The 13,718-nt window shown below is 44.0% G+C and carries 13 protein-coding genes and 1 pseudogene; 7 read left to right on the top strand and 7 right to left on the bottom strand.

Features of this window, described 5'->3' with window-relative positions; all coding sequences use genetic code 11:
* Positions 1–17: 17 nt before the first annotated feature.
* The gene (locus IQ242_RS05015) at positions 18–665 is read left to right on the top strand and encodes a YqiA/YcfP family alpha/beta fold hydrolase (RefSeq protein WP_193959235.1); all 648 of its coding nucleotides are present in this window, start codon (positions 18–20) and stop codon (positions 663–665) included.
* Positions 666–748: 83 nt separating this feature from the next.
* Here the strand turns inward: IQ242_RS05015 and IQ242_RS05010 are convergent, their stop codons facing one another.
* Positions 749–1,315 (bottom strand): hypothetical protein, encoded by a 567-nt coding sequence (locus IQ242_RS05010; RefSeq protein WP_193959234.1) that lies wholly within the window; start codon positions 1,313–1,315, stop codon positions 749–751.
* A 451-nt stretch (positions 1,316–1,766) separates the two neighbouring features.
* Positions 1,767–3,272, bottom strand: coding sequence for a hypothetical protein (locus IQ242_RS05005; RefSeq protein WP_193959233.1), 1,506 nt, complete (start codon positions 3,270–3,272; stop codon positions 1,767–1,769).
* Positions 3,273–3,739: 467 nt separating this feature from the next.
* Between IQ242_RS05005 and psaA the strand changes: the two genes are divergently transcribed.
* From psaA to IQ242_RS04990, 3 genes are all read left to right on the top strand, one after another.
* A complete protein-coding gene (psaA, locus tag IQ242_RS05000; protein ID WP_045362886.1) occupies positions 3,740–5,986 on the top strand; it encodes a photosystem I core protein PsaA in 2,247 nt (748 codons plus the stop codon).
* Positions 5,987–6,164: 178 nt separating this feature from the next.
* Positions 6,165–8,378, top strand: coding sequence for a photosystem I core protein PsaB (gene psaB / locus IQ242_RS04995; protein WP_002757218.1), 2,214 nt, complete (start codon positions 6,165–6,167; stop codon positions 8,376–8,378).
* Positions 8,379–8,432: 54 nt separating this feature from the next.
* The gene (locus tag IQ242_RS04990) at positions 8,433–8,924 is read left to right on the top strand and encodes a DUF29 domain-containing protein (RefSeq protein WP_004162514.1); all 492 of its coding nucleotides are present in this window, start codon (positions 8,433–8,435) and stop codon (positions 8,922–8,924) included.
* A gap of 39 nt (positions 8,925–8,963) precedes the next feature.
* Here the strand turns inward: IQ242_RS04990 and IQ242_RS25830 are convergent.
* The 5 genes and pseudogenes from IQ242_RS25830 to IQ242_RS25825 all read right to left on the bottom strand — a co-directional run bounded on the left by IQ242_RS25830 (position 8,964) and on the right by IQ242_RS25825 (position 12,083).
* A pseudogene (locus IQ242_RS25830) lies at positions 8,964–9,197 on the bottom strand (type II toxin-antitoxin system YafQ family toxin).
* Between the two features lie 58 nt (positions 9,198–9,255).
* Positions 9,256–9,504: a hypothetical protein gene (locus IQ242_RS04985; RefSeq protein ID WP_045362883.1), complete on the bottom strand. Its 249-nt coding sequence runs from the start codon at positions 9,502–9,504 to the stop codon at positions 9,256–9,258.
* A 134-nt stretch (positions 9,505–9,638) separates the two neighbouring features.
* Complete coding sequence (locus IQ242_RS04980; RefSeq protein WP_193959232.1) at positions 9,639–9,896, bottom strand: hypothetical protein; 258 nt, start codon at positions 9,894–9,896, stop codon at positions 9,639–9,641.
* Complete coding sequence (locus IQ242_RS04975; RefSeq protein WP_193959231.1) at positions 9,893–10,951, bottom strand: ATP/GTP-binding protein; 1,059 nt, start codon at positions 10,949–10,951, stop codon at positions 9,893–9,895. Before IQ242_RS04975 ends, IQ242_RS04980 begins: the two co-directional genes overlap by 4 nt.
* Before the next feature lie 388 nt (positions 10,952–11,339).
* Positions 11,340–12,083, bottom strand: coding sequence for a PEP-CTERM sorting domain-containing protein (locus IQ242_RS25825; protein ID WP_228020827.1), 744 nt, complete (start codon positions 12,081–12,083; stop codon positions 11,340–11,342).
* Between the two features lie 213 nt (positions 12,084–12,296).
* On the opposite strand from IQ242_RS25825, the gene IQ242_RS04965 reads away from it, so the two are divergent.
* The 3 genes from IQ242_RS04965 to IQ242_RS04955 all read left to right on the top strand — a co-directional run bounded on the left by IQ242_RS04965 (position 12,297) and on the right by IQ242_RS04955 (position 13,561).
* Positions 12,297–12,785, top strand: a complete 489-nt coding sequence (locus IQ242_RS04965) for an ATPase (protein ID WP_193959230.1) — start codon at positions 12,297–12,299, stop codon at positions 12,783–12,785.
* 145 nt (positions 12,786–12,930) lie between these two features.
* Entirely contained in the window at positions 12,931–13,221 is a 291-nt protein-coding gene (locus IQ242_RS04960; RefSeq protein WP_002757283.1) for a nucleotidyltransferase family protein, read from the top strand.
* Positions 13,211–13,561, top strand: a complete 351-nt coding sequence (locus IQ242_RS04955; protein ID WP_004162509.1) for a DUF86 domain-containing protein — start codon at positions 13,211–13,213, stop codon at positions 13,559–13,561. Before IQ242_RS04960 ends, IQ242_RS04955 begins: the two co-directional genes overlap by 11 nt.
* Positions 13,562–13,718 lie beyond the last annotated feature (157 nt).

The following is a 13,718-nucleotide window of genomic DNA, read 5'->3' as shown; positions in this document are numbered from 1 at the left end:
CCCTAATTGGTTCTAGAATGGCAGTCCTTGAAAACAGATATATTTATCTACACGGTTTTGCTTCTGGCCCCCAATCAACAAAAGCGCAATTTTTGAGACATTGTTGGCAAAAGAGGGGTTTAGCAATGGAAATTCCCGATCTTAACGGTGATGACTTTTCTAGCTTAACTCTCACTCGTCAGATTGTTCAAGTCGGCCAATTGATTGAACAATCTCAGTTTCCCGTTACTCTAATTGGTTCCAGTTTTGGCGGTTTAACGGCAGCTTGGCTGGCAGAAACTTATTCTCAGGTGCAAAGGCTCGTTTTATTAGCTCCGGCTTTTAATTTCGGGCCGATTTGGTTAGGACAATTGGGAGCAGAAACCCTAGCCAATTGGCAAAAATCTGGGAGTTTATCGGTTTATCACTACGGTTATCGTCGTTCTCTGTCAATTTATTACGAATTTATCGAGGATTTAGCTAATTATCCCCAAGAAAAGTTAATCAGGCAGCTCCCCACCCTGATTATTCATGGCAGTAACGATGAGGTGATTCCCCCAGAAAATAGTCGCCATTATTGCATGAATCGCCCTTGGGTGAAATTAATCGAATTAGATAGCGATCATGCCCTTACCGACGTTTTGACGATAATTTGGGCTGAAATACAATTATTTCTCAATTTTTGACTAAATAAAAACCCCCCCTTCCATAGAAAAAAGAGGGGTTTACTTGGTACATTTGTATTAAATTTTCTCCTGATTTCTTCCCACTACCAAAGTCCGCGGATAGGAGATACACTAGGATCGGGAGCGGGTTGAGGAGCAACTTCAGTAAAGGTTCTGGTTTCCGGCGGTAAAGCGGGAAGTCCCCAAGCGGGTTCTTTTTGGTTAACTTCTCTTAAAAGTTGTGAGCGATTGCTGCTGGTAGCGGTTTCCGATTTTAGTTTCAAGCGGGAAACCCAATAGGGACGAGCTTTACCCACATAAATTAACTTGCCATCTACCACTTGCAATAGTACATCGTCGCCACCCGTGGCATCCCCAACAATACGAGCGGTGGTTCCGTCGGCAAAGTCGCCACTGAAAATTTCTTTGCCATCCACTGTCACAGGTCTGATCAATTGGATGGACAGAATCCCACCCACGGTTCCCCGAACGCGACCTAGTACATAGTCGCCGGGGTTGAGTTGCGGCTCACCTCTGTAGGTGTTATGGCCGCGCAGTTGACTGATCAGGATTTCGTTATTTTGTGGTCCTGCTTGTGCGGGTACGGCGCCAAGGGTAGTTAGGGCAACTAAACCGGCAAAACCAGCGACAAGGGAAATTTTGTTAAACACAATTACCTCAAGCAAAAAATTGGTAAATTACCTGGAGACGTTCTAGATTATAACCTAGTTCCCAATTTTGTCTATATTGCGAAATATTTGTTTAATAATTTCTCGATCGAGCGGTTGGGGATTTCAGTTATCAGTTATCAGTTATCAGTTATCAGATTGCAGTGTTGAGTAGACAGTGTTAGGTGAAAACTTCGGTGTCTTCTGGACATCAGGTGAAAAATGTTCACTATGTTACATAATGGGCGCAAACCTTGCGCCCCTACAGCTGGCACGATATTAATGGTAGGGACATAAGGCTTATGCCCTTTTTTCGATAAGATAAGCTGATCACCTTAACTCCAATAGAACCAAACTTGGGAACTTTCTTTTCACTGATTACTGTTTACTGTTCACTGCTCACTGAAAAATCCCCACCTCCCCACTTCCCCTGAAAACTGGATTAAGCTAGGCTCTAAGACCGATTGATATTGCTGAATAATTCAGGATCGAGGGTGGGTAGTTCGATATCTTTTTCTACTGGGGGAGAGGCTAACTGGAAGCGATTTAAAGTTTGTTGAATGCGCTCAAAAATGGTGATTTTTTGCTCGCTATTGTTCTGGGGTTCGGGAATAGGTTCCACTTCTAGCGGAGGCTGAATACCGGGGGCAGGTTCGTTAATCTCCTTTGTCTCCGGTATGGTGGTTAGGGGAGATTCGATCGCTTCAGGGGTTTCCTCGACCTTTTCGATTGTTTCTGTCTCTACTGGTTTTTCTTCCAAGATTGGGCTTTCTGGCTCAATAACAGGGCTTTCTGGCTCAATAACAGGGCTTTCCTCAACTATAGGGGTTTCTGGCTCAATAACAGGGTTTTCCTCAACTATAGGGGTTTCTTCTTCCTCAACTGTGGGGGTTTCCTCTTCCTCAACGATAGGGGTTTCCTCAACTACAGGGGTTTCTTCCTCAATAACAGGGGTTTCTTCCTCTAGACTAGGAATAGTTTGATAGTTGGGATCAACAATGCTACGGGCAATTATAGGGGATAAATCGCCGCGGACTAATTGACTGAGGCCGTCTTGGTAAGAGGGATCAAAGCTAATCACGCGCACGCTGGTATTAAACTCGTTTTCGATTTTATTTCCCTGACCATCGATGAATTCTAATTGTACCCAGTTATTGCCCTTGGCAAAACCCTTGAGATAGATTGGTTCCCAAGTATCAAGCAGAAAACTTTCACCGTTGACAGTAACACGAATGCGCCAATCTTGAAGATTATTATCTTCGTTGGCAGTATTGGAAAGACGTAGAGGAGCATTACTCAGATAAAAATCGAGCAGGATCGGTTCCGCACCGTAGATTCCTTGCGGACTACTGTAGGTTAACAGGGGTAAGTTATGATCAGGGGCATTTTTGCCTGTTTTTGTCAGAATATGAAAGGTTGTTTCAGCGAAAGCCCCATCATTTTTAAAACTTTCCTGCCAAGGCCGCAGGGCCAAGACGCGGAGGGTATGAGTACCGGGGGCAAGATTTTCTAGGATAATCGGCTGTTTGAGGTCGTAAATAGCGGCTGCTGGTTCATTATCGACAATTAGGCTCAAGTGGGGTCCTAATTTCAGGGTATCGTCTTGGAAAATTGGCAGCTCTGACACTTGTAGTTTAACTGTCACCTGAGGGTCATCGAAAACTTGTTCGGCCAGAGGACTGAGAATGGTTACTTGGGGAGCGTAACGATCTAAACTAGGGCGCAGTTCCTGAATTAGGGCCGGGGGGGCAACCTCAGAAATGCGGCCTTGGAGGACGGGAAGATGAGGGGTTTCGGAAGTGGGGAGATTGGTAGCCGTCAGGCGATCGCCACAGGCGGTTAACAGAGTGGTCAGTAAACCGATCACAAGACATATACGAAGGGTTTTGACTGGGATTAATTTATGTAGTAGGGATAGCACGTTCCTCCTAGAGCCAAGGCCAAAATCTATACAAACCATTGATTTTTGCTAGAGTCATTGAATGATCCGGTGTCAGCAAAAGCGCGAGAAGATGAGGTTATGGCCTCAATTTTACAGAATTGTTTGATTGTTTTTTGAGAATCTATCTATTGAATTTTCTATATGGTCTGGTGGGGGAGAAAAAGGGGAAATCGGCTTCTGGGGGGACAGTTAACAAACTTTTGTAAAGAAAAATCACCGGTTTGACCCTGACTAAGACCGTCCATAGCAGAAAATGTCTCTCCTATCAAGGATTGAGAGAATTTTAATTATTGTTAAGCATAACGAACAGACAAGAGAACAAAGACTTATCATCTACTATTGATGCTTTCGACTGGAATCTCACCCAAGAGGAAAGTCAAGCGACATTAACAAAAGGTGGGTCAGATTTCAACTTGCCTTTTTTAGGTTAAAAAATCTATCCTCAAATAAAACGCTAAGTCTATTGTCGAGAGAGGAGAATCCTCATGGCACTCCCCCCCAAAGCGGTAGCTAAAGTGATTGTAGATAAAGACCCAGTACCTACTTCCTTTGAGAAGTGGGGTCAACCGGGGCATTTTGATCGCACTTTAGCCAAAGGACCCAAAACCACTACCTGGATTTGGAACCTACACGCCAACGTCCACGATTTTGATAGTCAAACCAGCGATCTCGAAGATATTTCTCGGAAAATCTTCAGCGCCCACTTCGGACATCTCGCCGTTGTCTTCGTTTGGCTGAGTGGAATGTACTTCCACGGCGCGAAATTTTCTAACTATGAAGCTTGGTTAACCAACCCGCTCGCCATCAAACCCAGCGCCCAAGTGGTCTGGCCGATCGTCGGTCAAGGCATCCTCAACGGCGATGTGGGCGGTGGTTTCCACGGTATTCAGATCACCTCTGGTCTGTTCTACCTGTGGCGCGCCTCCGGGTTCACCAACAGCTATCAGCTATACTGCACCGCTATCGGTGGTTTAGTGATGGCGGGCCTGATGCTGTTTGCCGGTTGGTTCCATTACCACAAAAGCGCACCGAAACTGGAATGGTTCCAAAACGTGGAATCGATGATGAACCACCACTTGGCGGGTTTACTCGGCTTAGGTTCCCTAGGTTGGGCCGGTCATCAGATTCACGTTTCTTTACCGGTGAACAAACTCCTCGATGCTGGAGTCGCTCCCCAAGATATACCCTTGCCCCACGAGTTCATCCTCGAACCGAGCAAGATGGCGGATTTATATCCCAGTTTCGCCCAGGGTTTGACCCCGTTCTTTACCCTTAACTGGGGTGCTTACTCGGATTTCCTCACCTTCAAAGGTGGCTTGAACCCCGTGACCGGTGGTCTCTGGCTTTCCGATACCGCTCACCATCACTTGGCGATCGCTGTATTATTCATCATTGCCGGTCATATGTACCGTACCAACTGGGGTATCGGTCACAGCATGAAGGAAATCCTCGAAAACCACAAAGGGCCCTTCACCGGTCAAGGTCACAAAGGACTGTACGAAATCCTGACCACCTCTTGGCACGCTCAGTTAGCGATTAACCTGGCTCTCTTAGGTTCGCTAACCATCATCGTGGCCCACCATATGTACGCCATGCCGCCCTATCCCTATCAGGCGACTGACTACGCCACCCAACTATCCTTGTTCACTCACCACACTTGGATCGGTGGCTTCTTAATCGTCGGTGCGGGAGCGCACGGAGCGATCTTCATGGTGCGGGACTACGATCCGGCCAAGAACGTGGATAACCTGCTCGATCGGGTGATACGTCATCGCGACGCAATTATCTCCCACCTGAACTGGGTATGTATTTTCCTTGGCTTCCATAGCTTCGGTTTATACATTCACAACGACACCATGCGGGCTTTTGGTCGTCCCCAAGATATGTTCTCGGATACGGGAATTCAACTACAACCCATCTTTGCCCAATGGGTACAAAGTCTCCACACCCTAGCCCCCGGCAACACCGCTCCTAACGCTCTCACTACTGCTAGTTATGCTTTCGGTGGCGACGTGGTAGCAGTGGGTGGCAAAGTGGCCATGATGCCGATCACTCTCGGTACTGCCGATTTCCTCGTGCATCACATCCACGCCTTCACCATCCATGTCACCGTGTTGATTCTCCTCAAAGGGGTTCTCTACGCTCGCGGTTCCCGTCTGATTCCCGATAAAGCGAATCTCGGTTTCCGTTTCCCCTGCGATGGTCCCGGTCGCGGCGGTACCTGCCAAGTTTCCGGTTGGGATCACGTCTTCCTCGGCCTGTTCTGGATGTACAACTCCCTCTCGGTCGTAATCTTCCACTTTAGCTGGAAAATGCAGTCCGATGTCTGGGGAACCGTCGCCCCCGATGGCACTGTCACCCACGTTACCCTCGGTAACTTCGCCCAAAGTGCCATCACCATCAACGGTTGGTTACGGGATTTCCTCTGGGCGCAAGCAGCTCAAGTGATTAACTCCTATGGCTCCGCTCTGTCTGCCTACGGAATCATGTTCCTAGCCGGTCACTTCGTCTTCGCGTTTAGCTTGATGTTCCTGTTCAGTGGTCGCGGCTACTGGCAAGAATTAATCGAGTCGATCGTCTGGGCGCACAACAAGTTAAGAGTTGCCCCCGCTATCCAACCTCGCGCCCTGAGCATCATTCAAGGTCGTGCCGTTGGTGTGGCTCACTACCTCTTAGGCGGTATTGTCACCACTTGGGCATTCTTCTTGGCCAGAAGTCTCTCGATTGGCTAAACTTGCCTATAAGGGCTTGCCAGTCCCCCGGGGATTGGCAAGACTAGGCTCAACCAGCGTCGATTGACCGATACCTCTGTAAGCGTTTCCTATTACAGAAGGTGAATTTAAAAAAGGAAATAACCAGCACTCGTGTAAGAGCCTCAGTTATTTAGAGAGGAGAATTTCCTAAACAGCTATGGCAACTAAATTCCCTAAATTTAGCCAAGATCTAGCCCAAGATCCGACCACCCGTCGGATTTGGTACGGGATCGCCACAGCCCACGATTTTGAAAGTCATGATGGCATGACGGAAGAGAATCTCTACCAAAAGATTTTCGCGTCGCACTTCGGCCACATTGCAATCATTTTCCTGTGGACTTCCGGCACTATATTCCACGTCGCTTGGCAAGGCAACTTCGAGCAGTGGATCAAAGATCCCTTAAATATCCGTCCCATCGCCCACGCGATTTGGGATCCCCAGTTCGGTAAAGGCGCTGTAGATGCCTTCACCCAAGCTGGCGCTTCTAATCCGGTTAACATCGCCTATTCCGGGGTTTACCATTGGTTCTACACCATCGGTATGACCTCCAACCAAGACCTATACCAAGGTGCGGTGTTCCTGCTGATTCTCTCGGCGATTTTCCTCTTTGCTGGCTGGTTACACTTACAACCTAAGTTCCGTCCTAGCCTCGCTTGGTTCAAAAACGCTGAATCTCGCCTGAACCACCACCTCGCCGCTCTGTTCGGTGTTAGCTCTCTGGCTTGGACCGGACACCTCGTTCACGTTGCTATCCCCGAATCCCGCGGTCAGCACGTTGGTTGGGACAACTTCCTCTCCACTCCCCCCCACCCGGCGGGTTTACTACCCTTCTTCACCGGTAACTGGGGTGTGTACGCAGAAAACCCCGATACTGCTAACCACATTTTCGGTACTGCCCAAGGCGCGGGAACTGCGATTCTCACCTTCTTAGGTGGTTTCCATCCCCAAACCGAGTCCCTCTGGTTAACCGATATGGCTCACCACCACTTGGCGATCGCTGTGATCTTCATTGTGGCTGGTCATATGTACCGCACCAACTGGGGCATCGGTCACAGCATCAAGGACATCCTTAATGCACACAGACCCCCCAGTGGTAAGTTAGGAGCCGGTCACAAAAATCTTTATGACACGGTTAACAACTCTCTCCACTTCCAACTCGGTTTGGCTCTCGCTTCTTTAGGCGTGATCACCTCTCTGGTGGCGCAGCATATGTACGCGCTACCCCCTTATGCCTTTATCGCTAAGGACTACACCACCCAAGCGGCTCTTTATACTCACCACCAATACATCGCTGGTTTCCTAGCGGTGGGTGCTTTCGCTCACGGTGCTATCTTCTTCGTGCGTGACTATGATCCCGAAGCGAACAAAGATAACGTGCTGGCGCGGATGCTGGAGCATAAAGAAGCGATCATCTCTCACCTAAGCTGGGTTTCCCTTTTCTTAGGTTTCCACACCCTCGGCCTCTACGTTCATAACGATGTGGTCGTCGCTTTCGGTACTCCCGAAAAACAAATCTTGATCGAACCTGTGTTCGCTCAATTCGTGCAAGCAGCTTCGGGTAAAACCCTGTACGGCATGAACGTACTGTTGTCTAACCCCGATAGTATCGCTTACACCGCCTATCCCAACTACGGTGATGTTTGGTTGCCCGGTTGGCTAGACGCAATCAATAGCGGCACTAACTCCCTCTTCTTAACCATCGGCCCTGGCGACTTCCTCGTTCACCATGCGATCGCTCTTGGTTTACACACCACCGTTCTAATCCTGGTTAAAGGTGCTTTAGACGCTCGTGGTTCCAAATTAATGCCCGATAAAAAAGACTTCGGGTATTCCTTCCCTTGCGACGGTCCGGGCCGTGGCGGTACTTGCGACATCTCTGCTTGGGATTCCTTCTACCTAGCCATGTTCTGGATGTTGAACACCCTGGGTTGGTTAACCTTCTACTGGCACTGGAAACACCTCGGTGTCTGGTCGGGTAACGTGGCTCAGTTTAACGAAAACTCCACCTACCTGATGGGCTGGTTCCGCGATTACCTCTGGGCTAACTCGGCTCAGTTAATCAACGGTTACAACCCCTACGGTGTTAATAACCTTTCTGTCTGGGCCTGGATGTTCCTCTTTGGACACCTCGTTTGGGCAACCGGTTTCATGTTCCTGATCTCTTGGCGTGGTTACTGGCAAGAGTTGATCGAAACTATCGTTTGGGCCCACGAACGCACTCCTCTGGCGAACCTCGTTCGTTGGAAAGACAAACCCGTGGCTCTCTCGATCGTTCAGGCTCGTTTGGTTGGTTTAGCTCACTTCACCGTTGGCTATATCTTCACCTACGCCGCCTTCTTGATCGCTTCCACTGCTGGCAAGTTCGGCTAAACCTTGAATTAGGTAACTAAAAAACCCCCCGCCATTTGGTGGGGGGTTTTGTTTATGATTGATCATAAAAACACGGCTCAATCTCAAAAATCTATGCAGTGGGAAGAATTAAAACAGCTTTATGATCAGGACTTTGTTTTGTGGATTGAGCGAACCACCGAACAAATTCGACGCGGGGAGATTAAAAATTTAGATTGGGAACATCTTTTAACGGAGATAGAAGATTTGGGGAGAGAACAAAGAAACAAAGTGGAAAGCTATCTAATTCAAACCGTTAAACATTTATTGATGTATCAGTATTGGCTGACTGAAAAAGGTAATTGTGGCCGGGGATGGGCCGATGAAATCGATAATTTCCGTCTAGAACTAGAAATTTTATTCCAGTCAAAAACCCTCTACAATTATGGGGCTTCTAGGCTAGATATAATTTATGATAAAGCCAAGCGATCGGTGATCAAAAAAACTGGTTTATCTGTTGATAGGTTTCCGCAAGTTTGTCCTTATACCTTTGCCGAAATTATAGATTTTGATTTTTTACCAGTTTAGAACACGAGAATTAAAGGCAATAAAGAAAATTATCCTTATCTATAGCAATTCAGTATCTTGACGAAACGTAAAAATAATACGACAATCGTAAGCAACAGAAAAAGACCAATATCCTTCTAAACTTCCTGTTAACTTATGAGACTTTAAAGAAGGAAGAAAGGGATCAGCTTCTAATCAATCTAAGATACTCAATAACTTTTATTTAAGTTGAGTATTTTTCTTGATAAATTCTTTAAATGCTCTTTTAAAACTCTTGTCAGCAACTAATTTCATTTGATCTAAAATTAAGGTGGAATGAGTTATATTAATTTGCCAGTTGAGAATATGAGAATTAAATTACACTCCACGGTACACTCTGCATCCGAGTAGATTCTACTACCTTTGGATGAGGGGCGATCGGCTTAATTAATCTTCTCAGTTTTTGCTGCACATCTACAGGGTTAATGGCGCGGGGAAAAAGTCGGGAATGTGTTTCCGGTTGTTCAAGATGGAGGACAACCTGTAATTGTTTTCCCTGAAGAACTTTTCTGGCAAAATTTGCTTCGGATTTGTCAGAGGCATTAATCTTCGCTGGTAACATAAGTAGCTGGTTATAATTAAATTAAAAATGGATTTTAGGTTCGATCCCCCCTGTCCTCCTTGATAAGGTAGGGTTGATTCATGAATCAACCCTACCCTTGATAAGGGGGGTGTCTGATAATTTTTAACGCCTACCTACTTAGCAGCGATTGTATAGAGAACTTTTTCGGTAACTTCTTCGGCGAGATCTTGAGCTTTAGTACGACGTGACTGGCGATAATCTTTCACCTCAATTAACCAGATATCTTGTCGATAAATCGCAATCAAATCAACTCCTTTAATTCCATCTAGCATTGTAGAGAAATGGTGACGATAAAAAGCCCAATTATCGTATTTACTGACTTGCCACGAATCGGGAAAATCAAAGATTATGCCGTCCACTTCAACCCTCACCGTCTTTCTTCTCCCATACTTAAAAAGCGATCGGATTGAGCAAGCTCTTGATCAAGGGCTGTGATTTCACCGATTTCATCGCTTGTATTTCCTTGTTGAACGACTACAGCACCATCGGAGAAATGTAGGCCGAAAAAACGCGTATTCAGGGGAAAGTTATCTCGATCGCTCATTAAAATTTCCAGTTCTCGTAGTAAAAATAAACTATGGGTTGCCAGAAAGACTTGAATACCCGCATGACTAAGATTGACGATGCTCTTAGCGACTTCTCTGAGCAAAATAGGGTTGAGATTCGCTTCCGGTTCATCCCAAAATAAAACACCTTTTTCCATTAACACACCAGTGGCGATTAGACGAGCTAACATCGCTAATTTACGATTTCCTTCGGCAACGAGAGGCATCTCGAATCGTCCACTTTCATTTTTTAGATAAAAACGCCCATTTTTATCTAACTCTAGCGAACCTCCCATCGCCGATTCGATCGGTTCCAATAACTTTTGAATGGGTTTTTCCTTATTGCCACGTTGCAAAGGAGCGCCGAGAAGTAAGCAAGTATCTCGCCAAGTTTCGTCAAATTCAAGATAATGACTTTCGTATAGAGATACAAAGTTTGGAAAAATTGTCAATAGCTCTCTAGTAGGAAAATAGGCAGAAGATACATCAAGCCAAGCCTCTGGAACTTCCTCTAGGGAGACTTCTGTTTTACTATTAGTTGCGAAACTGAAAGCAAAATTAAATCGACTATCTTGAAAGTGTAATTTTACGTCACATCGTTCTCGTCCTTGCTTTCTGCGGGTGAGCCTTCCTAAATAATCGGGGCGAAATACATGAATCAGTTTATCGGCTAAACGAGTTTGCAATAAAGTTTTTGTTGGCGTTCCGTTCGGAGATTTTCGCCCTTCTTCCCCACTGGTAGCGAGTGCCGAATAGAGAATCTTGAGAAGATGAGTTTTGCCTGTTCCGTTTTCCCCGACAATGACATTCAGATTTTGGGAAAATTGCAGCTGGATTTCGGGAAAAACCGTCAAATTTTTAACTGTTAAGTTATTCAGCATGAACTGTGCCTAGAAAAGAGTCGCTCACTATACTTCTTAAATGCCCCCTTTCAAGATGATAGCTTTTAGGGGGCAAAGTGCGCTAGTATAACTCCCTTAGAACTTAGACAAAAAACGGTTTTTTCAAGATACGAAAACCCTAGCGCAAGTGCATCAGCTATTTTCCATCAGCTAAATTGTCTAAGTCTCCCTAAGATTTATAGTGGGGACTTTTCAAATGCGTAGGCAAGTTGAGGACACAGCCATTCCCAAGTCCCTTTTAGGGTTTGCTGTTCCATTTTAAGACCTCATTTTAATTATCAACCATTATAGTGCAAAGCCTAAACCTAACAAATAATCCCCCTCAACTTATTCAATTAAGGGGGAATGAGTTATATAAAAAGGCAATTTAACCAACGTTAGTGGGTTCTTTTTCGGTTGAATGAGAGCGTTTTACTTTCCGTTTTAGGGTTGCACCTGCACCAAGTATTCCCAGGGAAAGGAGACTTAGGGTTGAGGTGGGTTCAGGGATAGGTTCGCCGCAACCATTTTGATCAGTTGTCTCAGTAGAAATTGTTTTACAATACTCATTTTGAAGAGTAACAGTACTTTGCGAAAAATATTTAGGGTCACTCCATAAAGTTGTAAAACCAAAAAAGTATGTATGACCTTCAACATCGACAGGATTATTAGAAAAGTCAGCATTTAAGGTTGCTAATCCTGCTTGGTTATTGATATTGAAGCTCCAACTTGTATTAGTATTTCCTAAAGGCGAGCCAAATGTAGCTGATAAAATACCATCATTAGTAGGACAACCTCCGTTGCTAGTAAATTCACACAGAAACCCATAACTTAAAGAATCTTCAGATATTTGAACTTCATTTGGATTGTAGATAATCTCTGTGCCAAATCTTGTAACAGGATCTGATGGTGGAGGATCAAGTGCAATTCTTGTCTTATAGACAGGATTTCCTTTATTATCATATATAGGATTTCCATTACCATCTAGTGCTGGTTCTGTTACATACTCTAATGAAAAAGTAATTAGATACCAGGGTCCTTTACCAAAAGCACCAACTTTTGAGGGAAATAAGCATAGGTATAGACAAGATGGTATTAACGCAAAAGAAACTGATTTAATCATCCATTTCATTGTTAAACCCCCTAAAATCAAAAAGTGTGAAGCTTTTACGAGAGTAAACAATATCAAAGTTAACTGTCAAGGCTTTTAAAGTAATATAAAGCTATATAAAGCAGTATTAAGAAAAACAACTTGAATCTAAAAATAATATTAAATTGACCGTACACCTGATAATGTCATATAATGTCAGGTAAAAGCTTATTAATCTTGATTCTGTGTTTAAAAATGAACAATTTTGATATTCACTCTTTAATTACAACTGTTGATAATCTCATCTTCTCCTATACAGGAGAAAATTTAGATGATGTTCAGTCTGAAATCTTAGAAGGGGTGATTAATCACCAAAAATACACAGAAATCGCTAAAAGTCATCATCGTTCCGAGAAATATGTCAAGGATGTAGCCGGTAAGCTATGGAAAACCTTATCGGAAATTTTAGGAGAAGAAATTAATAAAGCTAATCTTAGGTCTAGTCTGCGAAGGTATTATTATAATGTCGCTAACAATAATGTCGTTAACGGTGTCCAAATTAATAAAGGTCATATCTGTAATCAACTACCAGAAAATCAATTACAAAAATCTAATCTTGCTGAAGAATCTAAACTCGAAATCGCTACAGAATTGATGAAAGAAGGCTTAACCGTCGAACAAATTGCTAGAGTATTAAAACTTCCCTTAGAATTAGTTAAAGAGCAACTTGAAAAACCTAAGTAACCTAATTAATGGTGGTATTTGGCACTGGCAGAGTATTTCTAAGTTCAATAATAATTTCTATTTTAATAAACTTCATCATGAGAGCCAATATCAACGAGACAACCATTAAGGTTACAATGAAGGAATCAGATTTCAGGAAATAGCCATGAAACGAGATGAGGTACTAACAATTCTCGCAAAACACCGAGAACAATTAGAAAAACTAGGGGTAAAATCTCTGTCTCTATTTGGTTCAGTAGCAAGGGATGAAGCACGTTTTGACAGTGATGTAGATTTATTGGTAGAATTTAGTAAAGCGGTAGGGTTATTTGAGTTTATCGAGGTACGACTTTACTTAGAAGATATATTAGGATGTTCTGTTGATTTAGGTACTCAAGATTCTTTAAAAGAACATTTACGACAACCTGTATTAAAGGATGTGATTAATGCCTTTTAGAGATTGGCAACTTCGTCTTCAAGATATTATTGAATCCATTGATGAAATCTTGGAATGGACGGCTAATATGACCTTTGAAGATTTTAGCTCAAATCGAGTGACTCTTAAAGCAGTTCTTTATAATTTAGGAATTATTGGTGAGGCATCTAGAAATATTCCTAGTGAGGTACAATTGCGTTATTCTCAAATTCCTTGGCGTTTAATGGGAGATATGCGAAATGTCATTTTTCATGAATATTTTCGGGTAGAATTGGCAATTGCTTGGCGGACTATTGAAAATAATCTAACTCCATTGCGTTCACAATTACAGGAAATTTTAGAAAATGAAGCCGAAAATTAATCTATAAAAATCCCCCTCAACTTATTCAATTAAGGGGGAATGAGTTATAAAAAAAAGGCAATTTAACCGACGTTACTGGGTTCTTTTTCGAGGGAATGAGAGCGTTTTAAGGGTATATAAAGCAGTATTAAGACACATAACTTCTGTCTCTTATATA

Source organism: Microcystis sp. LEGE 08355, assembly GCF_015207185.1.
GTDB lineage: Bacteria > Cyanobacteriota > Cyanobacteriia > Cyanobacteriales > Microcystaceae > Microcystis > Microcystis panniformis.
This window is presented reverse-complemented; position numbering and strand designations above follow the sequence as displayed.